This is a genomic window from Pseudomonas sihuiensis (assembly GCF_900106015.1).
GTDB lineage: Bacteria > Pseudomonadota > Gammaproteobacteria > Pseudomonadales > Pseudomonadaceae > Aquipseudomonas > Aquipseudomonas sihuiensis.
Genome location: NZ_LT629797.1, coordinates 4,634,625 through 4,652,419 on the forward strand (window position 1 = coordinate 4,634,625; position 17,795 = coordinate 4,652,419).

The following is a 17,795-nucleotide window of genomic DNA, read 5'->3' on the forward strand; positions in this document are numbered from 1 at the left end:
TGCTCGGGTAGGCCTGTCTTGTGCGGCGGACTGTTCGCTTCGCTCCCGAGTCCGCCCTACGGTCACGGGGCGGCGATGATAGCGGGCGCGTGGCGTTTGTGAAGCACCGGCTAGCGGCTGATCGCTTTGCGTTGTGCCTGTGAACGGCTTGGCAGTCGTCTCTCTGGGTGTGGGTCGGCGCGGCTCCTATACTGTGGCTCGTCTCGGGCGGCCAGCAGGAACGTGAGGCGACTTCTTTCTCAGGATTGGGACATAACGCATGCAATGGATTTTCATGCTGGTCGGTTTGGTGCTCGGCGTGGGCGCTAGCGAATCGGTCACAGGTGCGCTTCTTGGCGGGCTGATCGGCCTCAGCCTGGGCCAGGCGCTGCGTCTGCAAGGGCTGGAGACGCGCAATGCGCAGCTGACTGCGCAGCTCAAGGACTTCGCCGAGCGCTTCGATCACGGCACGCGTGCCATCCACGAGCGCCTGGTCAAGGTCGAGCAGGGCGAGCGAAGCGAACCTGAGTCGGTTCCCGCGTCTGCTGACCCTGTCGCCAGTTCCGCGCCCGAGGCCCAGCCCGAGCCGGTCGTTGCTGAAGAGCCCGAGCTGGACTGGACACTTGATCCGCTGCCTGAGATCGAAACATCGCAGCCTGTCGCAGAACCTGCGTCACTGGCTGCTCAGGTTGCTTACCAGCCGCAATCGGCAGCGCAACAAAGCCCCTGGCGCGAGCAAACGCCGCGCGAGCCGAATCTGGTCGAGCGTGGTATTGCTGCTGCCAAGGCCTGGCTGTTCGGCGGTAACACCGTGCTGCGGGTTGGCGTGGTACTGCTGTTCCTCGGTCTGGCCTTCCTCCTGCGCTACGCCACCGAAGGCGTCGAGGTCCCGGTCGAGCTGCGCTACATGGGCGTGGCGGCCAGTGCCCTGGCCTTGCTCGGCCTGGGCTGGTGGTTGCGCCGGCGCAATCCCGGTTACGCCCTGGTGCTGCAGGGCACCGGCATCGCCGTGCTGTACCTGACGGTGTTCGCCGCCATGCGCCTGCACCCGCTGCTCGATCCGGGCATGGCCCTCGGCCTGCTGGTGGCAGTGACGCTGTTCTCGGCGATTCTCGCCGTGCAGCAGAACGCCCTTGGCCTGGCCGCTGCGGCGGCGCTCGGTGGTTTCGCCGCGCCAATCCTCACCTCCACCGGCAGCGGCAACCATGTCGCGCTGTTCTCCTATTTCGCCCTGCTCAATGCCGGCATCTTTGCCATCGCCTGGTTCAAGGCCTGGCGCCTGCTCAACCTGATCGGCTTCGTCGGCACCTTTGGCATCGGTTTCGCGTGGGGGCTGCGTTCCTACACGCCGGAACTGCTGGGCAGCACTCAGCCATTCCTGATCCTGTTCTTCCTGATGTACGTGGCCATCGGCCTGCTATTCGCCCGCCGCACCCTGCATGACGCGGCGAATGCGCCCGAGGCGCGTGACGAGTTGCTGCGCTGGTCGCTACGGCGTGGCGACTATGTCGATGCCACCACGCTGTTCGGTCCGCCGTTGATCGGCTTCGGCCTGCAGGTCGCATTGGTGCGGCATATCGAGTTCGCCGCGGCGTTCAGCGCCCTCGGCCTGGGCCTGTTCTATCTGTTGCTGGCGCGGGTGCTCAAGGCGCGTGCTGGCGAGCAGGCACTGCTGCTGGTGGAAACCTGTCTGGCGCTCGGTGTGGTATTCGCCAGTCTGGCCATTCCGCTCGGTCTCGATGCCCGTTGGACGGCGGCGGCCTGGGCCGTGGAAGGCGCCGGTATCTTCTGGTTGGGTCTGCGTCAGGGACGGCCGCTGGCGCGTGCGTTCGCCCTGCTGCTGCAGGTGGGCGCGGCACTGGCTTTCGTCAGTGGTCTGGAGCATGGCTATGGCAGCCTGCTGGACGGCTCGCCGCTGGGCGCGCTGATGCTCGGTGCGGCGTTGCTGTTCAGCTATTGGCAGCTACGCCAGGCGCCGCAGGCGGCCAACGCCTGGGAACACCGCCTGCTGCCCTGGTTGGGGTTGGCCGGGCTGGCGTTTGTCTATCTGATCGCACCGCTGCTGTTCGAGGCCCCCGGCACCGCCATCGCCTGGGCGTTGGCAGGCCTTGCGACCTTGTTCGTCGGCCTGCGTATCGCCGCGCCAAGTTTCGTCTACAGCGCCTTCGCCATCCAGTTGCTCGGTGGTCTGCTGTTCCTCGGGCAGATGGCGCTGGATTCGCTGTTTGGCCGTGGCGGCTTCAGTGCTGGCTGGTTCGGCCTGCTGGCGGCGTCGATGGTGGGACTGGGGCTGATCGCCGGCATGCTACTGGCGGCGCGCGATCCGCAGATCCGCGAGAACCGCCGGCTGCTCGGTGCTTTGTCGATGGTGATGCTGGTAGGCCTGGTATTTATCAACCTGGCGGTGTTGTTCGTCCTGCCCTGGGTGGCGGCTGCCGCTGTGTGGGGCGGCACGGGCCTGCTGATTCTGTGGCTGGCGCTGTATCTGCAGCAGCGCGCGGCGTTCCTGTTCAGCTTGGCGCTGCAGGTCTTCGCTGGCCTGGCCTTCCTTGCTGCTGGGCCGTTGCTGCTGTCGGGTATCAGTGGCGAGGGCTTGTCGCCGCTGGCGCACACCGGCTTCTGGACCCCCGCTGTGCTCGGCCTGGCTGCGCAGATCGGCGCCTGGCGCCTGCAGGGGCTGGCGCGTAGCGGCCGTGATACGGGCATCGATGGCGTCAGTCTGCAGCGCCTGGGCCAGCTGTTGCTGGCCTGGGGGGCGGCCTGGTGGGCACTGGCTTTGGCCAGTGAGGTGCTGCGCTTCGTGGCGCCGAATCTGCAAGCCAGTGCGTTGCTAGTGCTGGCGGCCTCGTCGGCGCTGCTCTGGATGCTGCTGGCATTACGCACCCGCTGGCGCGAGTTGGCGGTGCTATGCAGCCTGCTGGCACCGGTTGCGGGCTTGGTCCTGATCCACGCCTGGCATCCCTTTTACCATCCAGCCGCGAATTTCGGCTGGCTGGGCTGGGCTGCCGTGATCGCGGTGCATCTGCTTATCCTGTGGTCCCTGGGCGATCTACTGCCGAGCAGGGCGGCCAGCGTCGCCCATGTGCTCGGCTGCTGGTTGCTGATCGGCGTGCTGGCGCTGGAGCTGCGCTATCTGCTGCTGAGCCTGGCCGACCACTACAACGCCTGGCGCTGGCTGGGTTGGGCGTTGCTGCCGACCGCTTTCCTTTGGGTAATGGCGCAGGCACGTCGCCTACCCTGGCCGGTGGCTGGGTTCGAGCGTGAATACCGGCTGTGGGCAGCGGCGCCTCTGGCGGCATTGATGCTCGCCTGGTTCTGGCTGGCCAATGCCAATAGCGCCGGTGATAGCGATCCGCTGCCTTATTTGCCGCTGTTCAATCCACTGGAGTTGGGTTTGCTGCTGTGCCTGGGCGCGCTGTTTGTCTGGGCACGTGATGCGCTGCCGCGCTTGGGCCTGCAACCTGCGCGTGCACAGCAAGTGGTGCAGGGCGTCGCAGGTGTTTCGCTGTTTGCCCTGCTGACGGTGATGGTGATGCGTACCGCGCACCACTGGGGTGGTGTGCCCTGGCAGACGTCAGCGTTGTTCGATTCGATGCTGGTGCAGGCCGGGCTGTCCATCGTCTGGACCCTGATCGCCCTGGCGCTGATGCTCTTTGGGCATCTACGCGTACGCCGCGAGCTGTGGCTGTTAGGTGCTGCGCTGATCGCCCTGGTGGTAGCCAAATTGTTCTTCGTCGAGCTGGGCAACCGTGGTGGCCTGGAGCGCATCGTCTCGTTCATCGGGGTCGGTGTGCTGTTGCTGGTGGTGGGCTATTTCGCCCCGCTGCCGCCGCGCAAGGCCGAAAAGTCGGCTGCTGAGGAACAGGAGTCTGCCGTATGAAACTCATCCGTTGGGGCCTGCTCCTGGGGTTGTCGCTGAGTGCACTTAGTCAGGCCAGTGAGACACCTCAGGACTATCGGCACAGCGCTGCCCTGCAACTCGCTGGTGAGGGCCCCTGGTATCGCCTTGAGCTGCCCTTCGCTGCTCACCTCGCCGCCGGACATGGTGATTTGCGCGATCTACGCGTATTCGACAGCAATGATCAGATGCAGGCCTACGCGTTGATTCCGGGGCATAGCGAGACCGTGCAGCAGGAACAGGAGCATGGTGTGCGCTGGTTTCCGTTGCGGGGCCGCGCCGATGCCCAGGAAATGCCTGCGCTGCGCGTCGAGCGCAGCACCACTGGCACGCTGATCGAACTTCGCGGCGATGCACCGACCGAAAGCGAGCAGCAACTGCGCGGTTGGTTGCTCGATGCCAGCGTCATCGATGCGCCGCTGGTGCGTCTGAATCTGGACTGGAGTGGGGCAGAGGAAGGATTTCAGCGCTTCAGCATCGAGGCCAGTGACGACCTGCAGCACTGGCGTAGTTGGGGAGACGGGCAGGTGGCGCGTCTGAGCTTCGCCGATGAGCGTATCGATCAGCGTCAGGTCGAACTGCCTGGGCAGCGTGCCCGTTATCTGCGTCTGCTGTGGAGCAACCCAGCCCGGGCCCCGCAACTGCAGGCCGTTACCTTGCGCAGTCAGCGGCAGGCTCATCAGGCTGCGCCGCTGGTGTGGTCCGAGCCCATGCCGGCGCAGACCAGCGCTGAGGGGCAGTACCAGTGGCAGTTGCCCTTGTCATTGCCTCTGGAGCGACTGCGGGTCGAACTGCAACAGAGCAACACGCTGGCGCCACTGCGCTTCGAGGCGCGCAGCAGCGACCAGGGTGCCTGGCGCCAGCTGACAAGCGGGGTGCTTTATCGTCTGCCTGAGGCTGGGCGTGAAGTGGTGAACGATGAGTTGGCCTTGCCTGGTTGGCCGGTGCGCCAGCTGCGCGTGCAGGTGGATGCGCGAGGGAGCGGCTTGGGCGCGGATACGCCTCGCATGCAGGTAGCGCTACGCGCCACGCAACTGGTATTTCTCACCCGTGGCGAGCCGCCCTATCGGCTGGCGCTGGGTAGCCCGAGTGCGCAGTCGGCAGCATTGCCGCTGCACACCCTGATCCCCGGTTATCAGCCTGAACGACTTGTCAGCCTTGGTCGTGCCGAGTTGGTCGAGCCGCTTGCCGCTGCGGTCGAATCACAAGCTGGCGCCGGTCAGGACTGGCAGCGTTGGGGACTCTGGGCTGTACTGCTGGTGGGAATTGGGTTGCTGGCGGCGATGGCCGCCAGTGTGCTGCGTCGCCCACCAGACGCCTGAGAGGCATGGGCCAATAAAGCCCAGATGCGGCAGGGCTTTTGCAGTATCTTAGGCACCCCGCGCCAATCCAGCATTGAAGGTCAGGAAGGCCCTTGCGTATTTCGATTCGCGTCATCGCCCAGTCGCCTCGTGTCGCTTGCGTATGCGACTCACGCACTGCTTCGCCGGGAATGCGGAGGAGTCGCTGATGCAGGCCTGCATGGCTTCCGGCTGGAGTTTCTCGGCGCCTGTGCTGGTGACGCTGCTGGTGTGCCTCGGCGTGATCCTGCTGGCGCACTGGGTGACCCGGCAGCGCGACTTCCCGGGGCGTGACAGCTTTATCCTTCTGCACTTGGCCAGCTTGTGGTGGATGGGCGCCGCGGCTCTTGAGATGAGCTTCTTCGCCGCCGACTGCAAGATGTTCTGGGCCAGCATGGCCTGGCCCGGCATCGTTGCCACGCCGACGTTCTGGGCGGTCTTCCTCTGGCAATACGTCAACAGCATGCGCGCGCCTCTGGCACGCAGCAGCATCCTCGGGCTGAGCCTGGTGCCGCTGCTGGTCTGGGGGCTGGCGCTGAGCAACCCCTGGCATGGTCTGTTCTACGGGGCTGGCAGTGCGCCGGTCGACGCCAGCCTGGGTGCGCCGGTGCGCTACGAGCATGGCCCGCTGTTCTACGCCACCGCCGTCTATGTCTACCTGTTCATGGCCTTCTGCATGGGCGTGGTGACGCGTGCCGCGGCGCTGAGTCAGGGGCTGCATCGCCGCCACTATCTGGCCTTCGTGCTGGTCACCGCAGTGCCCTGGGTGGCCAATATCGGTTATGTGGGGTTCGGCTGGACGCTGTTCGGCTTCGACCCGACGCCTTTCAGTTTCGCGTTCACCCTGATTGCTTTTTCCTGGCTGATCGTCGGGGTGCGCCTGTTCGACCTGTTGCCGGTGGCCCGTCATCTGCTGCTCGAAGCCTTGCTCGATCCGGTGCTGGTGATCGACCCGCGTGGGCGCGTGATCGAGGCCAACCCGGCGGCGCTGAAACTGGCAGGCCTGCAATCGGGATGGCAAGGCACCGAGTTGGGGCAGTGGCCGGTTTTCGGTGCCGATCTGCAGCAGTTGCTGCAAGAGCACAACGGCCCCGAGCAGGACCTGCCGCTGACGCTGACCAGCGCCGCGCGCTACTACGAGGTGCGTGTGCGCGCCATCCAGCGTGCCACCCGCCATGGCCCGACCCTGCTCGGCCATATGCTCTATATCCGTGACGTGACCCAGCGCCACCTCAGTGAACTCAAGCTGGCCGAGGCGCTGGCGCTGAGTGAGGAGCGTCTGCGCACCATCTCCAGCCTGCACGAGCAACTGCGCGAGCAGGCCCTGTGTGATCCGCTGACCGGGTTGTACAACCGCCGTTATCTGGATGAGTTCTTCGAGCGCGAACTGGCCAGGGCGCAGCGCGAGAACCTGCCATTGGCGCTGGCCCTGATCGATCTCGATCACTTCAAGCGCCTCAACGACGAATGCGGCCACCTGGTCGGCGACGACGTACTCAAGGCCGTCGCGCAGCACCTGTTGGATAACCTGCGCAGTACCGATGCGGTGTTTCGTATCGGTGGCGAAGAGTTTCTGCTGATCCTGCCGGGCGCCGATCCGCGCGAGGCCAGCGAACGTCTGCAAAGCATCTGCGCGCAACTGGCGACTCGCGATGTCGCCACCCGTGGCGGCGACCAGCGTGTGACCCTGTCTGCCGGGCTGGCCCATTGGCCTGAGCAGGGGCAGGCACTCGACGAGCTGCTGCAGGCTGCCGACGCTGCGCTTTATCAGGCCAAACGCGACGGGCGCAATCGCGTTTGCGGGCAGTTGCCAGGCGCCGATCTCAGCCATCCATCCCGGCAGGCAGCATTGCGCGGCGACTCGGGTTAAACTGCGCGCGATTTTTCCCCTTTCCGGAGCCGTCCATGTCCCGCGTCACCCTGAGCCGCTACCTGATCGAGCAGACTCGCAGCCACAACACCCCGGCCGATCTGCGTTTTCTTATCGAAGTCGTGGCGCGGGCCTGCAAGGCGATCAGCCACCAGGTTTCCAAGGGCGCCCTCGGCGGCGTGCTGGGCAGCCTGGACAGCGAAAACGTGCAGGGCGAAGTACAGAAGAAGCTCGACGTGATCTCCAACGAAATCCTCCTCGAAGCCAACGAGTGGGGCGGCCACCTGGCCGGCATGGCCTCCGAGGAAATGGACAACGCCTACCAGATTCCCGGCAAGTACCCCAAGGGTGCCTACCTGCTGGTTTTCGACCCGCTGGATGGCTCCAGCAACATCGACGTCAACGTCTCGGTCGGCACTATCTTCTCGGTGCTGCGCAGCCCCGAGCGCAACGGTGAAACCGGCGACCTGGGCGAGGAAGCCTTCCTCCAGCCGGGCACCCAGCAGGTTGCCGCCGGTTACGCCATCTACGGCCCGCAGACCATGCTGATGCTGACCCTGGGCGATGGCGTAAAAGGCTTCACCCTGGATCGTGAACTCGGCAGCTTCGTGCTCACCCACGACAACATCAAGGTGCCGGAGTCGACCAAGGAATTCGCCATCAACATGTCCAACCAGCGCCACTGGGAAGCCCCGGTGCAGCGTTACGTCTCCGAGCTGCTGGCCGGTGAAACCGGGCCGCTGGGGCGCAACTACAACATGCGCTGGATCGCCTCGATGGTGGCCGACGTGCACCGTATCCTCACCCGCGGTGGTGTGTTCATGTACCCGCGTGATGCCCGCGAGCCGGACAAGCCGGGCAAGCTGCGCCTGATGTACGAGGCCAACCCGATGTCGATGATCATCGAACAGGCCGGTGGCGCTGCGACCGACGGTAACCAGCGCATTCTCGATATCCAGCCCACTTCCCTGCACCAGCGCGTGCCGGTATTCCTCGGCTCCAAGGAAGAAGTGCTGCGTATCACCGCCTACCACCGCAACTGATGAGCGCCTGGCAGCCGCTGCTCGACTGGTGGTTCGGTGCCGAAGGCAGCGCTACCGAAGTCGCCGCAGCGCGCCAGGGGTTGTGGTTCGGCAAGCGCGACAGCCAGGATCGTGAGGCAGAGGCGCGGTTCGGCGCCCTGGTCGAGCGGGCGTTGGCTGGCGATCTCAAGGATTGGCTGGATGACCCGCAGGGTTGGCTGGCACAGCTGATCCTGCTCGATCAGCTGCCGCGCATGATCTTTCGCGATACGCCGCGGGCCTTTGCCGGCGACAGCCGGGCTCGCCCATTGCTGCAGGACGGCCTTGAGCGTGGCTGGGATCGTAGGCTGACGCCGATCCAGCGGGTGTTTGCCTATCTGGTCTTCGAGCACGCCGAAGATCTGCCCTTGCAGGACCGTGCGGTCGAGCTGTTTGCTGATCTGCTGAACGAAGCCGCTGTCGATGAGCGGCCATTGTTCGCTAATTTCCTCGATTTCGCCGAGCGCCATCAGCGGGTGATTGCCCGTTTCGGTCGCTTCCCTCATCGCAATGCGATTCTCGGTCGCGCCTGCACTGACGAAGAGCAGGCCTTCCTGCGGGAACCCGGCTCGCGTTTCTGAACTCCAAGCGGGCAAGTCGTCGCCGGCTATGCCAAGCTTGCTGGCACCTTCCCATCAGGAGCTTCATCCATGTCGATGCGTATCGTCGCGTTGCTCGCCTGCTGCCTGCTCGCTGCCTGCAGCAAGGTCAATCAGGAAAACTACTCCAAGCTCAAGGCCGGTATGAGCAAGCAGGAAGTGGAAAGCCTGCTCGGCGCGCCCGGTGAGTGTGCCGGCGCACTGGGGATGACCAGTTGCACCTGGGGCGACGACAAGGCCTATATCAGTGTCCAGTACGCCGGGGACAAGGTCATGCTGTTCTCCGGCAAGGGACTCAAGTAAACAGGAGCTTCCATGCGTTCGATCCTAATCGCCAGCGCCATTCTCGCCCTGGCCGGCTGCGCCAATTCCGGTACCGGCAGCATCCCCAAACCGCCACCGCAGACCATGCAGGTCGACCTGCAGCGCTACCAGGGCACCTGGTACGAGCTGGCGCGCCTGCCGATGTTCTTCCAGCGCAACTGCGTGCAGTCCGAAGCGCATTACGGTCTGCGTGACGATGGCCGCATCGACGTGACCAACCGCTGCCGCGACAAGGACGGTGAGTGGATCGAGGCCAAGGGCGTCGCCGAGCCTCAGGTCGAAGGGCAAACCGACAAGCTGTGGGTACGCTTCGATAACTGGGCCAGCAAGCTGCTGCCGATCAAGGGCGACTACTGGGTGATCTACCACGACGAGGACTATCGCGTGGCACTGGTCGGTCACCCGGAGCACAAGTACCTCTGGCTGCTCTCGCGCACCCCTGAGGTGGATCAGGAAACCCGCGACAAGCTGCTCAGCGTCGCGCGCGAGCAGGGCTACGTCACCTCGGACCTGATCTGGCGTCAGGCCGATTGATACACCTATAGCCGGATTGCATCGGCTACGTAACTGGGTGCGTTAGGCCTGCCCCTGTAGGAGCGAGCTTGCTCGCGATCAGATCGGCTGGCGAACATCGAGGGATCGCCGGCAAGCCGGCTCCTACGCAGGCGGGGGCCGGGCTACGCTTTCACTCCCAGTCCAGGCGCGCCAGCTTCCATTCGCTGCCGTCGAGCCACCACTCCAGTTTCACCGAATAGTGCCGCGCGCTATCGGGGATCAACCCCTCGGCGCCACTCAGACCTACCTGAGCTTCGGTATAGCCCTTGCTGCTGATCGCCGAGTCGATCCAGCTGTTCTTGCCCAGTGCGATGACCTTGATGTTCTTGTGGCGCAGGAACAGCAGGGTCATGGTGCGCTTGGCCCATTCACGGTCCAGCTCCTGGCGGGCCAAGAAGTCGCCATGCAACTGCTCCAGCACTGCACCGCTGCTCTTGGCCTCGATGTTGTCCTGCAACTGCTGAACGGCCGCCTCCAGAGCGGCCTGCGGGTCGTCACGGCCGCCGCAGCCGGTGAGCAGGAGGGTGAGAGACATAAACAGCGACCAAGCCAGATGACGCATCGACATGCTGAACTTCCTTTTCATGGTTATGATGCCGGGCAGAGTGGAACACGGCAGTTGTAGCCCAGCCAACAGGAGCCAACCATGCAGACTTTGTACCCGGAGATCAAACCCTACGCTCGCCATGAACTGGCGGTCGAGCAACCGCACGTGCTGTACATCGACGAGAGCGGCTCTGCGGACGGGTTGCCGGTACTGTTCATCCATGGCGGCCCTGGTGCAGGCTGCGATTCAGCCAGCCGCCGTTACTTCGATCCTGCCCTGTATCGCATCGTCACCTTCGACCAGCGTGGCTGTGGCCGTTCGACTCCGCACGCGAGCCTGGAAAACAACACCACCCAGGCGTTGATCGCCGATATCGAGCGTATTCGTGAGCACCTGGGTATCGACAAGTTCGTGCTGTTCGGTGGCTCCTGGGGCTCGACCCTGGCGTTGGCTTATGCACAGGCGCATCCGCAGCGCGTGCATGGGCTGATTCTGCGCGGCATCTTCCTGTGTCGGCCGCAGGAGTTCAGCTGGTTCTATCAGGAGGGTGCCAGTCGTCTGTTCCCCGATTACTGGGAGGATTACGTGGCGCCCATCCCGGTCGAGGAGCGTGGCGATCTGATGCGGGCCTTCTACAAACGCCTGACGGGTGCCGACCAGATTGCCCAGATGCATGCAGCCAAGGCCTGGTCGACCTGGGAAGGCCGCACCGCCACCCTGCGTCCGAATACTCAGGTAGTCGATCGTTTCAGCGAGGCACATCGGGCACTGTCCATTGCCCGTATCGAGTGCCACTACTTCGTCAATGACGCTTTCCTCGAACCCAACCAGCTGCTCCGTGACATACCGAAGATCGCTCACTTGCCGGGTATCATCGTACATGGGCGCTACGATGCCATCTGCCCGCTGGATAACGCCTGGGCGCTGCATCAGGCCTGGCCCAACAGCGAGCTGCAGATCATCCGTGACGCCGGCCACTCGGCGGCGGAACCCGGTATTACCGACGCGCTGATCCGCGCAGCCGAACAGATGGCCCGGCGCCTGCTCAACCTGCCGCCGGAGGATGCATGAAGCTGCTGATCCAGCGCGTCAGCGGTGCACGGGTGGAGGTGGAAGGTGAGCTGGTGGGCGGCATCGATCAGGGCCTGCTGGCGCTGGTCGGCATCGAGCCGCAAGACGATCAGGCCAGCCTGTCCCGCGCGTTGCACAAACTGCTGAACTACCGCGTGTTCAGCGATGAAGCGGGCAAGATGAATCGCTCGCTGACGGACGTGCAAGGCGGGCTATTGTTGGTCTCGCAGTTCACCCTGGCAGCCGACACCAAGAGCGGCATGCGCCCCAGCTTCTCTAGCGCAGCGCCACCCGCGCAGGGCGCTGCGCTGTTCGATGCTCTGGTGGAAATGGCCAGAGCCCAGCACCCGCAGGTCGCCACCGGACGCTTCGGCGCCAATATGCAGGTGCACCTGATCAACGATGGGCCGGTGACCTTTCTGCTTGAGGTTTGAGGCGTGGCCTGCGGGTATGAGTAGGGCGTACTCGCCGCAGGCAGTACGCCGAGTCGTACCCTATGGCGGACTGTTCGCTGACGCTACGAGCGGCCGGCGCTCCGGACCGCCCTACAGCGGCCGGCGCTCCGGACCGCCCTACAGCGGCCGGCGCTCCGGTCCGCACTACGTCTGCTGGGGCGTTCAGAACAATCTGGCCAGCAATGCCGGCACTGCCGTCTCCACCCGCAGAATGCGCTCGCCAAGCTGCACCGGTTGCAAGCCTGCTGCTTCGCGCAGCAGCTCGACTTCGTAGGGAATCCAGCCGCCTTCCGGGCCGATGGCCAGGGTCACGGCCTCCTGCACTGCACGCGGGCAGGTCGGGTAATCACCGGGGTGGCCGGTCAGGCCAAGTGTGCCGGCTGCCAGGGCTGGTAGGCGATCCTCGACGAAGGGCTTGAAGCGTTTCTCGATGCTCACTTCGGGCAGCACCGTGTCGCGCGCCTGTTCCAGACCGAGGATCAGCTGTTCGCGAATGGCCTCGGCCTCGAGAAACGGTGTCTGCCAGAAACTCTTCTCCACCCGGTAGCTGTTGACCAATACCAGGCGCGCCACGCCCATGGCGCTGACCGTCTGCAGCACGCGCTTGAGCATCTTCGGGCGGGGCAGGGCGAGGATCAGGGTCAGCGGTAGCTTGGCCGGTGGCTGCTGGTCGAGACTGACATGCAGTTCGGCATGCTCGGCATCCAGGGCGATCAGTCGGCCTTCGCCCATCAGGCCGCCAAGATGACCGACGCGCAGGCGATCACCGGTCTCGGCGCGATGCACTTCATGTAGATGTTTCAGGCGCCTGCCACTGAGGCGTACCTGATCGCCGTCGACGAAGTCGGCGTCCTCCAGCAGCAGCAGGTTCACGGCAGCGGTGCGGGTGGCTGGTCTTCGGGCTTGGCTTCTTCTTCGGCCTGTTCCTGGTCGCGCTTGCGCTTGACCAGCGCGCCAGCCAGTACACCGGCCTCGAACAGTAGCCACATCGGCACGGCCAACAGGGTCTGCGAGAACACGTCCGGCGGCGTCAGCACCATACCGACCACGAAGCAACCGACTATCACATAGGGTCGGCTCTTGCGCAGGGTGGCGACATCGACAATGCCGACCCAGATAACCAGGAAGGTAGCGATAGGGATTTCGAAGGCCACGCCAAAGGCGAAGAACAGCGTCAGGACGAAATCAAGGTACTGGCCGATGTCGGTCATCATCGCCACGCCTTCCGGGGTCACGCTGGCGAAGAAGCCGAACATGATCGGGAACACCACGAAGTAGGCGAAGGCCATGCCGGCGTAGAACAGGAAGATACTGGAAATCAGCAGCGGCACCGCGATGCGTCGCTCATGGGTGTACAGACCCGGCGCGATGAAGCCCCAGATCTGGTGCAGGATCACCGGCATGCCGAGAAACAACGCACACATCAGGGTCAGCTTGAATGGCGTCAGGAACGGTGAGGCGACCCCTGTGGCGATCATCGTCGCGCCTTCTGGCAGATAGGCGCGTAACGGCGCAGCGACCAGGGCGTAGATATCCTGAGCGAAGTAGAACAGGCCGGCGAAGATCAGCAGGATGATCACTACACAGCGCAACAGGCGAGTACGCAGCTCGGCCAGGTGCGAGACCAGAGGCATTTCCTGGTCGGCTTGTGGATTATTGCTCATGGCTGGGGATTCTTGTCCTGAACGCTCGGGGCCGTGTCGGCAGTCGGTTTGGCGCTGTTCTCCGCTGGCGGATTGTCGCTTTTGCCGGTGCCGAGAATGTCCTGCTTCATCGCCTGCATTTCCCGCTCGAGCTCGAGAATCCGCTCGTTATGCAACTGACGGCGAATCTCGTCGGCGCCGATCTCGCGCTCCACCTCGGCCTTGATCGAGTTGAAGCTGCGCTTGATCCGGCCGATCCACAGGCTGGCCGTACGCACGGCGCCTGGCAGGCGCTCAGGGCCGAGCACCACCAGGGCCACCAGACCGACCAGCAGCAGCTCGGTAAAACCGATGTCGAACATGGCTTAGTCTTTCTTCGCTGGCTCTTCGACCTTGCGTGCCTGGGCGTCGATGGTCTGGCCCTTGGGCTCTTCCACGGCTGGCTTTTCAGCTTCGCCGCTATCCATCGATTTGCGGAAACCCTTGATCGCGTCGCCCAGATCCGAGCCAAGGCCTTTCAGGCGCTTGGTGCCGAACAGCATGACCACGATGAGCAGGATGATCAGGAGTTGCCAGATGCTTATACCGCCAAAGCCCATGATATGTACTCCGTAATGAAGGTTTATTCGGATTGCGGTCGCGCGGCTTTTTCCGCGTGGCCGGAGAGGCCGAAACGGCGATCCAGTTCATCCAGCACAGCCTGGGGATGCTGGCCGAGGGCGGCGAGCATGACCAGGCTATGGAACCACAGATCGGCGGTTTCGTAGATCAGGTCCTTGCAGTCACCGCTGGCGGCGGCGTCCTTGGCGGCGAGGATGGTTTCCACCGATTCCTCGCCGACCTTTTCCAGAATCTTGTTCAGACCCTTGTGATACAGGCTGGCGACGTAGGAGCTGTCGGCCGCTGCGCCCTTGCGCGACTCCAGCACCTCGGCCAGGCGGCTCAGGGTGTCACTCATGGCTGTGTCCTGCATAGATGGCGTGCGGATCTTTCAGCACCGCGTCGACGGTTTTCCAGCCGCCATTCTCGTATACCCGATAGAAGCAGCTTTCGCGACCGGTGTGGCAAGCGATGCCGCCCAGTTGTTCGACCATCAGCACGATGACATCGGCGTCGCAGTCCAGGCGCAGCTCGTGCAGTTTCTGCACATGGCCGGATTCCTCGCCCTTGCGCCACAACTTGCCACGTGAGCGCGACCAGTAGATGGCGCGTTGTTCGCTGGCAGTGAGGGCAAGGGATTCGCGGTTCATCCAGGCCATCATCAGGATGCGGCCACTCTGGTAGTCCTGGGCGATGGCCGGCACCAGGCCGTCTTCGTTCCAGTGGATTTCGTCGAGCCAATCGTTCATCGGTATTCCGTATCTGTTGCGCCGGGCCTCGGCCCGTGAATTCCCCAAGTGTGCCAGCGCCGCAGCCAACTGGCTATCGGCGCAGCACCAGATAGAGCCCGCCGCCGACCATCAGCCAGGCTGGCCAGGTGGCCAGCAGTGGTGCCAGGCCTTGCATGGTGCCGGCGCCGATCAGTGCCGCACCAAGCAGGCGCAGTGTCCAGTGGTCGCGTGGTGCACTGCTCTGGACCTGTACCGGCTGCTGCAGACGCTCCAGGGTGTCGCGGGCGATCTGTGACAGGTGCGGCACCTGCTCGGCTTGTTGCTGCAGGTTGCGCAGCAGATGCAGCGGGCTGATGCGTTCGCGCATCCAGCGTTCGAGGAAGGGCTGCGCGGTGCTCCACAGATCCAGATCCGGATAGAGCTGACGGCCGAGGCCTTCGATGTTGAGCAGGGTCTTCTGCAGCAGCACCAGCTGCGGCTGCACTTCCATATTGAAGCGCCGGGCGGTCTGGAACAGGCGCAGCAGCAACTGGCCGAAGGAGATGTCCTTCAGCGGCTTCTCGAAGATCGGCTCGCACACGGTGCGAATCGCCGCTTCGAACTCGTTGACCTTGGTATCGGCCGGTACCCAGCCCGAGTCGATGTGCAACTGCGCGACCTTGCGGTAGTCGCGCTTGAAGAAGGCGATCAGGTTGCGTGCCAGGTAGTCCTGGTCCTCGTCGGTGAGGCTGCCGATGATGCCGCAGTCGATGGCGATGTACTGCGGGCTCCACGGCGTGCGGGTGCTGACGAAGATGTTGCCGGGGTGCATGTCGGCGTGGAAGAAGCTGTCGCGGAACACCTGGGTAAAGAAAATCTCCACGCCGCGCTCGGCCAAAAGTTTCATGTCGGTGCGCTGGTCGGCCAGGGTCGCCAGGTCGGTCACCGGGATGCCGTAGATGCGCTCCATTACCAGCACCTGGTGGCGGCACAGGTCCCAGTACACCTGCGGTACGTAGAGCAGAGGCGAGCCGTCGAAGTTCCGCCGCAGCTGGCTGGCGTTGGCTGCTTCGCGCAGCAGATCGAGTTCGTCAAAGATGGTTTTTTCGTAGTCGCTGACTACTTCCACCGGGCGCAGGCGGCGGGCATCGGCCGAGGCTTTCTCGGCGATACGGGCGATCAGGAACAGCCAGGCCAGATCCTGGCGAATCACCGGCTTGAGGCCAGGGCGCACTACCTTGACCACCACCTGCTCGCCGCTCTTCAGCTGCGCGGCATGCACCTGAGCCACCGAGGCCGAGGCCAGTGGCTGGCTGTCGAAGCGGGCGAACAGCTCGCTCACCGGGGCGCCGAGCTGGGCTTCGATCAGGGCGATGGCCTGATCTTCCGGGAAGGGCGGTACCTGATCCTGCAGGCGCGCCAGTTCATCGGCAATATCCGGCGGCAGCAGGTCGCGGCGGGTGGACAGCAGTTGGCCGAACTTGATGAAGATCGGCCCCAGGTCTTCCAGCGCCAGACGCAGGCGTGCGCCGCGCGACAGCTCCAGCGGCTTGCGCGGCAGCCAGCGCCAGGGCAGCAGGCAGGACAGCGCGCGCAGCCAGAATGGCAGCGGTAGCTCGAAGAGCATCTCGTCCAGTTGATAGCGGATGACTACGCGCTGGATGCGCAACAGGCGGCGAACGGCAAGCAGTTTCATGCGTCGGACTTATTGGCAGAAGTGAGGCGCTCGATGCGTGCTTCCAGGCGGTCGAGGGCGAGTTTGAGTTGATCCAGCTCGGCGAAACGCGCATCGGCTTCGCGCTGGCCCACCAGGGTGCGTGATTCTTCGGCCAGGTAGTCGGCCAGATTCTGCTTGAGGCTGGCGGCGCCGTGGCTGGCGAGATTGACCCGGCTGCGCAGGTGACCGGCGAGCAGGGTAGTGGCCACCGGGCCGAGCCAGCGCGAGATTTCGTATTCCCAGTCCAGCTCCAGATCCTGCAGGATGCCGGCCAGTTGCAGCAGCACCGCGCTGTCGCCATCGAGCGACACTTCCGGGCGATGCAGCACGGCGGTTTTCTCACGGCTCAGGGCCAGGCGCAGCAGGCTGGCGGCAGGTGCGGTGAGCGTGCAGTCGGCGGGTGCATGCCACTGTGCGGCGAGTTGCAGACCATCACCACTGGGCAGGATGAACAGCTCCAGTGCCGGGCTCTGGCACTGCACGGCGATGACCTTGCCACTCAGTGCCTGCAGACGCGGCAAGGCCGTGCCATCGAGGCGCAGGGCGCGGTTGAGACCCGCCTCGACGCCCGCCAGCAAGCCCGTGATGAGCATTAAGGCTTGATGCCGCGATGCAGGGCGACGATGCCGCCAGTCATGTTGTGGTAGGTGACGCGCTCGAAGCCGGCGTCGACCATCATCGCCTTGAGGGTTTCCTGATCCGGATGCATGCGGATCGACTCGGCCAGGTAGCGGTAGCTTTCCGAGTCATTGGTGATCAACTTGCCGGCCAGCGGCATGAAGCTGAACGAGTAGGTGTCGTAGACCTTGGCCAGCAGCGGGTTGCCAGGCTTGGAGAACTCCAGCACCAGCAAGCGACCGCCGGGTTTGAGCACGCGCAGCATCGAGCGCAGGGCGTCTTCCTTGTGGGTGACGTTGCGCAGGCCGAAGGCGATGGTGACCACGTCGAAGTGGTTGTCGGGGAACGGCAGCTTCTCGGCATCGGCCTGGACGAACTGCACGTTGCCGGCCACGCCCTTGTCCAGCAGGCGGTCACGACCGACCTTGAGCATCGAGTCGTTGATGTCGGCCAGCACCACTTGCCCGGTCGGACCGACGATGCTGGAAAACTTGCGGGTCAGGTCACCGGTGCCGCCAGCGATGTCCAGCACGCGGTTGCCGGTGCGCACGCCGGACAGTTCGATGGTGAAGCGCTTCCACAGGCGATGCAGGCCACCGGACAGCACGTCGTTCATCAGGTCGTACTTGGCCGCCACCGAGTGAAAGACTTCGGCCACTTTCTCCGCCTTCTGGCTTTCCGGCACATCCTGGAAACCGAAGTGGGTGGTGGGTTCCTGCTCCTGGGCCTTGCGTGGATCGCTCATGTCGCTCTCACCGGGTAGAAAACCGCACCATTCTAAAGGCGCCTGGCGCCTTTGTCTTGCCTG

The 17,795-nt window shown here is 64.3% G+C and carries 19 protein-coding genes; 9 read left to right on the forward strand and 10 right to left on the reverse strand.

What is annotated here, in order from left to right; genetic code table 11:
* Positions 1 to 259 precede the first annotated feature (259 nt).
* From BLT86_RS21765 to BLT86_RS21795, 7 genes are all read left to right on the forward strand, one after another.
* Positions 260 to 3,859 carry a DUF2339 domain-containing protein gene (locus BLT86_RS21765; protein ID WP_092379540.1) on the forward strand — a complete coding sequence of 1,200 codons (3,600 nt, stop codon included), beginning with the start codon at positions 260 to 262 and terminating at the stop codon, positions 3,857 to 3,859.
* Positions 3,856 to 5,199, forward strand: coding sequence for a DUF3999 domain-containing protein (locus tag BLT86_RS21770; protein WP_017678508.1), 1,344 nt, complete (start codon positions 3,856 to 3,858; stop codon positions 5,197 to 5,199). Before BLT86_RS21765 ends, BLT86_RS21770 begins: the two co-directional genes overlap by 4 nt.
* A gap of 187 nt (positions 5,200 to 5,386) precedes the next feature.
* Positions 5,387 to 7,087, forward strand: a complete 1,701-nt coding sequence (locus BLT86_RS21775; protein ID WP_092379543.1) for a histidine kinase N-terminal 7TM domain-containing diguanylate cyclase — start codon at positions 5,387 to 5,389, stop codon at positions 7,085 to 7,087.
* Positions 7,088 to 7,122: 35 nt separating this feature from the next.
* Positions 7,123 to 8,130, forward strand: coding sequence for a class 1 fructose-bisphosphatase (locus BLT86_RS21780; protein ID WP_017678510.1), 1,008 nt, complete (start codon positions 7,123 to 7,125; stop codon positions 8,128 to 8,130).
* A complete protein-coding gene (locus BLT86_RS21785; RefSeq protein ID WP_092379547.1) occupies positions 8,130 to 8,729 on the forward strand; it encodes a DUF924 family protein in 600 nt (199 codons plus the stop codon). Before BLT86_RS21780 ends, BLT86_RS21785 begins: the two co-directional genes overlap by 1 nt.
* 69 nt (positions 8,730 to 8,798) lie before the next feature.
* A complete protein-coding gene (gene bamE / locus BLT86_RS21790) occupies positions 8,799 to 9,050 on the forward strand; it encodes an outer membrane protein assembly factor BamE domain-containing protein (RefSeq protein WP_024306606.1) in 252 nt (83 codons plus the stop codon).
* Positions 9,051 to 9,062: 12 nt separating this feature from the next.
* A complete protein-coding gene (locus tag BLT86_RS21795; RefSeq protein WP_017678512.1) occupies positions 9,063 to 9,605 on the forward strand; it encodes a lipocalin family protein in 543 nt (180 codons plus the stop codon).
* A 151-nt stretch (positions 9,606 to 9,756) separates the two neighbouring features.
* Here the strand turns inward: BLT86_RS21795 and BLT86_RS21800 are convergent, their stop codons facing one another.
* On the reverse strand, positions 9,757 to 10,194 hold the full coding sequence (locus BLT86_RS21800) for a hypothetical protein (RefSeq protein WP_092379551.1): 438 nt from the start codon (positions 10,192 to 10,194) through the stop codon (positions 9,757 to 9,759).
* 78 nt (positions 10,195 to 10,272) lie between these two features.
* On the opposite strand from BLT86_RS21800, the gene pip reads away from it, so the two are divergent.
* Positions 10,273 to 11,244 (forward strand): prolyl aminopeptidase, encoded by a 972-nt coding sequence (pip, locus tag BLT86_RS21805; RefSeq protein WP_092379554.1) that lies wholly within the window; start codon positions 10,273 to 10,275, stop codon positions 11,242 to 11,244.
* The gene (gene dtd, locus BLT86_RS21810) at positions 11,241 to 11,678 is read left to right on the forward strand and encodes a D-aminoacyl-tRNA deacylase (RefSeq protein WP_092379557.1); all 438 of its coding nucleotides are present in this window, start codon (positions 11,241 to 11,243) and stop codon (positions 11,676 to 11,678) included. Before pip ends, dtd begins: the two co-directional genes overlap by 4 nt.
* A gap of 183 nt (positions 11,679 to 11,861) precedes the next feature.
* Here dtd and BLT86_RS21815 read toward each other — a convergent pair whose 3' ends face one another.
* From BLT86_RS21815 to ubiE, 9 genes are all read right to left on the reverse strand, one after another.
* Positions 11,862 to 12,572 carry a 16S rRNA (uracil(1498)-N(3))-methyltransferase gene (locus BLT86_RS21815; RefSeq protein WP_092379560.1) on the reverse strand — a complete coding sequence of 237 codons (711 nt, stop codon included), beginning with the start codon at positions 12,570 to 12,572 and terminating at the stop codon, positions 11,862 to 11,864.
* The gene (gene tatC, locus BLT86_RS21820; protein WP_003458968.1) at positions 12,569 to 13,363 is read right to left on the reverse strand and encodes a twin-arginine translocase subunit TatC; all 795 of its coding nucleotides are present in this window, start codon (positions 13,361 to 13,363) and stop codon (positions 12,569 to 12,571) included. Before tatC ends, BLT86_RS21815 begins: the two co-directional genes overlap by 4 nt.
* The gene (gene tatB, locus BLT86_RS21825) at positions 13,360 to 13,704 is read right to left on the reverse strand and encodes a Sec-independent protein translocase protein TatB (protein WP_003458969.1); all 345 of its coding nucleotides are present in this window, start codon (positions 13,702 to 13,704) and stop codon (positions 13,360 to 13,362) included. Before tatB ends, tatC begins: the two co-directional genes overlap by 4 nt.
* Before the next feature lie 3 nt (positions 13,705 to 13,707).
* A complete protein-coding gene (gene tatA, locus BLT86_RS21830; RefSeq protein ID WP_003458970.1) occupies positions 13,708 to 13,941 on the reverse strand; it encodes a twin-arginine translocase TatA/TatE family subunit in 234 nt (77 codons plus the stop codon).
* 23 nt (positions 13,942 to 13,964) lie between these two features.
* The gene (locus BLT86_RS21835) at positions 13,965 to 14,300 is read right to left on the reverse strand and encodes a phosphoribosyl-ATP diphosphatase (protein ID WP_003458971.1); all 336 of its coding nucleotides are present in this window, start codon (positions 14,298 to 14,300) and stop codon (positions 13,965 to 13,967) included.
* Complete coding sequence (gene hisI, locus BLT86_RS21840; protein WP_003458972.1) at positions 14,293 to 14,691, reverse strand: phosphoribosyl-AMP cyclohydrolase; 399 nt, start codon at positions 14,689 to 14,691, stop codon at positions 14,293 to 14,295. Before hisI ends, BLT86_RS21835 begins: the two co-directional genes overlap by 8 nt.
* A gap of 73 nt (positions 14,692 to 14,764) precedes the next feature.
* On the reverse strand, positions 14,765 to 16,348 hold the full coding sequence (gene ubiB / locus BLT86_RS21845) for a ubiquinone biosynthesis regulatory protein kinase UbiB (protein ID WP_092379563.1): 1,584 nt from the start codon (positions 16,346 to 16,348) through the stop codon (positions 14,765 to 14,767).
* Entirely contained in the window at positions 16,345 to 16,962 is a 618-nt protein-coding gene (locus tag BLT86_RS21850; RefSeq protein ID WP_092379566.1) for a ubiquinone biosynthesis accessory factor UbiJ, read from the reverse strand. The genes ubiB and BLT86_RS21850 overlap by 4 nt, the downstream gene beginning before the upstream one ends.
* Positions 16,962 to 17,732, reverse strand: coding sequence for a bifunctional demethylmenaquinone methyltransferase/2-methoxy-6-polyprenyl-1,4-benzoquinol methylase UbiE (gene ubiE, locus BLT86_RS21855; protein ID WP_017678521.1), 771 nt, complete (start codon positions 17,730 to 17,732; stop codon positions 16,962 to 16,964). The genes BLT86_RS21850 and ubiE overlap by 1 nt, the downstream gene beginning before the upstream one ends.
* Positions 17,733 to 17,795 lie beyond the last annotated feature (63 nt).

What these genes read in the sequence shown, in the direction of transcription:
- BLT86_RS21850 (WP_092379566.1), bottom strand. Translation starts at nt 16,962, where the DNA reads ATGCTCATCACGGGCTTGCTGGCGGGCGTCGAGGCGGGTCTCAACCGC.
- pip (WP_092379554.1), top strand. Translation starts at nt 10,273, where the DNA reads ATGCAGACTTTGTACCCGGAGATCAAACCCTACGCTCGCCATGAACTG.
- BLT86_RS21765 (WP_092379540.1), top strand. Translation starts at nt 260, where the DNA reads ATGCAATGGATTTTCATGCTGGTCGGTTTGGTGCTCGGCGTGGGCGCT.
- BLT86_RS21775 (WP_092379543.1), top strand. Translation starts at nt 5,387, where the DNA reads ATGCAGGCCTGCATGGCTTCCGGCTGGAGTTTCTCGGCGCCTGTGCTG.
- dtd (WP_092379557.1), top strand. Translation starts at nt 11,241, where the DNA reads ATGAAGCTGCTGATCCAGCGCGTCAGCGGTGCACGGGTGGAGGTGGAA.
- ubiB (WP_092379563.1), bottom strand. Translation starts at nt 16,348, where the DNA reads ATGAAACTGCTTGCCGTTCGCCGCCTGTTGCGCATCCAGCGCGTAGTC.
- BLT86_RS21795 (WP_017678512.1), top strand. Translation starts at nt 9,063, where the DNA reads ATGCGTTCGATCCTAATCGCCAGCGCCATTCTCGCCCTGGCCGGCTGC.
- tatC (WP_003458968.1), bottom strand. Translation starts at nt 13,363, where the DNA reads ATGAGCAATAATCCACAAGCCGACCAGGAAATGCCTCTGGTCTCGCAC.
- tatA (WP_003458970.1), bottom strand. Translation starts at nt 13,941, where the DNA reads ATGGGCTTTGGCGGTATAAGCATCTGGCAACTCCTGATCATCCTGCTC.
- ubiE (WP_017678521.1), bottom strand. Translation starts at nt 17,732, where the DNA reads ATGAGCGATCCACGCAAGGCCCAGGAGCAGGAACCCACCACCCACTTC.
- bamE (WP_024306606.1), top strand. Translation starts at nt 8,799, where the DNA reads ATGTCGATGCGTATCGTCGCGTTGCTCGCCTGCTGCCTGCTCGCTGCC.
- hisI (WP_003458972.1), bottom strand. Translation starts at nt 14,691, where the DNA reads ATGAACGATTGGCTCGACGAAATCCACTGGAACGAAGACGGCCTGGTG.
- BLT86_RS21835 (WP_003458971.1), bottom strand. Translation starts at nt 14,300, where the DNA reads ATGAGTGACACCCTGAGCCGCCTGGCCGAGGTGCTGGAGTCGCGCAAG.
- BLT86_RS21780 (WP_017678510.1), top strand. Translation starts at nt 7,123, where the DNA reads ATGTCCCGCGTCACCCTGAGCCGCTACCTGATCGAGCAGACTCGCAGC.
- tatB (WP_003458969.1), bottom strand. Translation starts at nt 13,704, where the DNA reads ATGTTCGACATCGGTTTTACCGAGCTGCTGCTGGTCGGTCTGGTGGCC.
- BLT86_RS21800 (WP_092379551.1), bottom strand. Translation starts at nt 10,194, where the DNA reads ATGTCGATGCGTCATCTGGCTTGGTCGCTGTTTATGTCTCTCACCCTC.
- BLT86_RS21785 (WP_092379547.1), top strand. Translation starts at nt 8,130, where the DNA reads ATGAGCGCCTGGCAGCCGCTGCTCGACTGGTGGTTCGGTGCCGAAGGC.
- BLT86_RS21770 (WP_017678508.1), top strand. Translation starts at nt 3,856, where the DNA reads ATGAAACTCATCCGTTGGGGCCTGCTCCTGGGGTTGTCGCTGAGTGCA.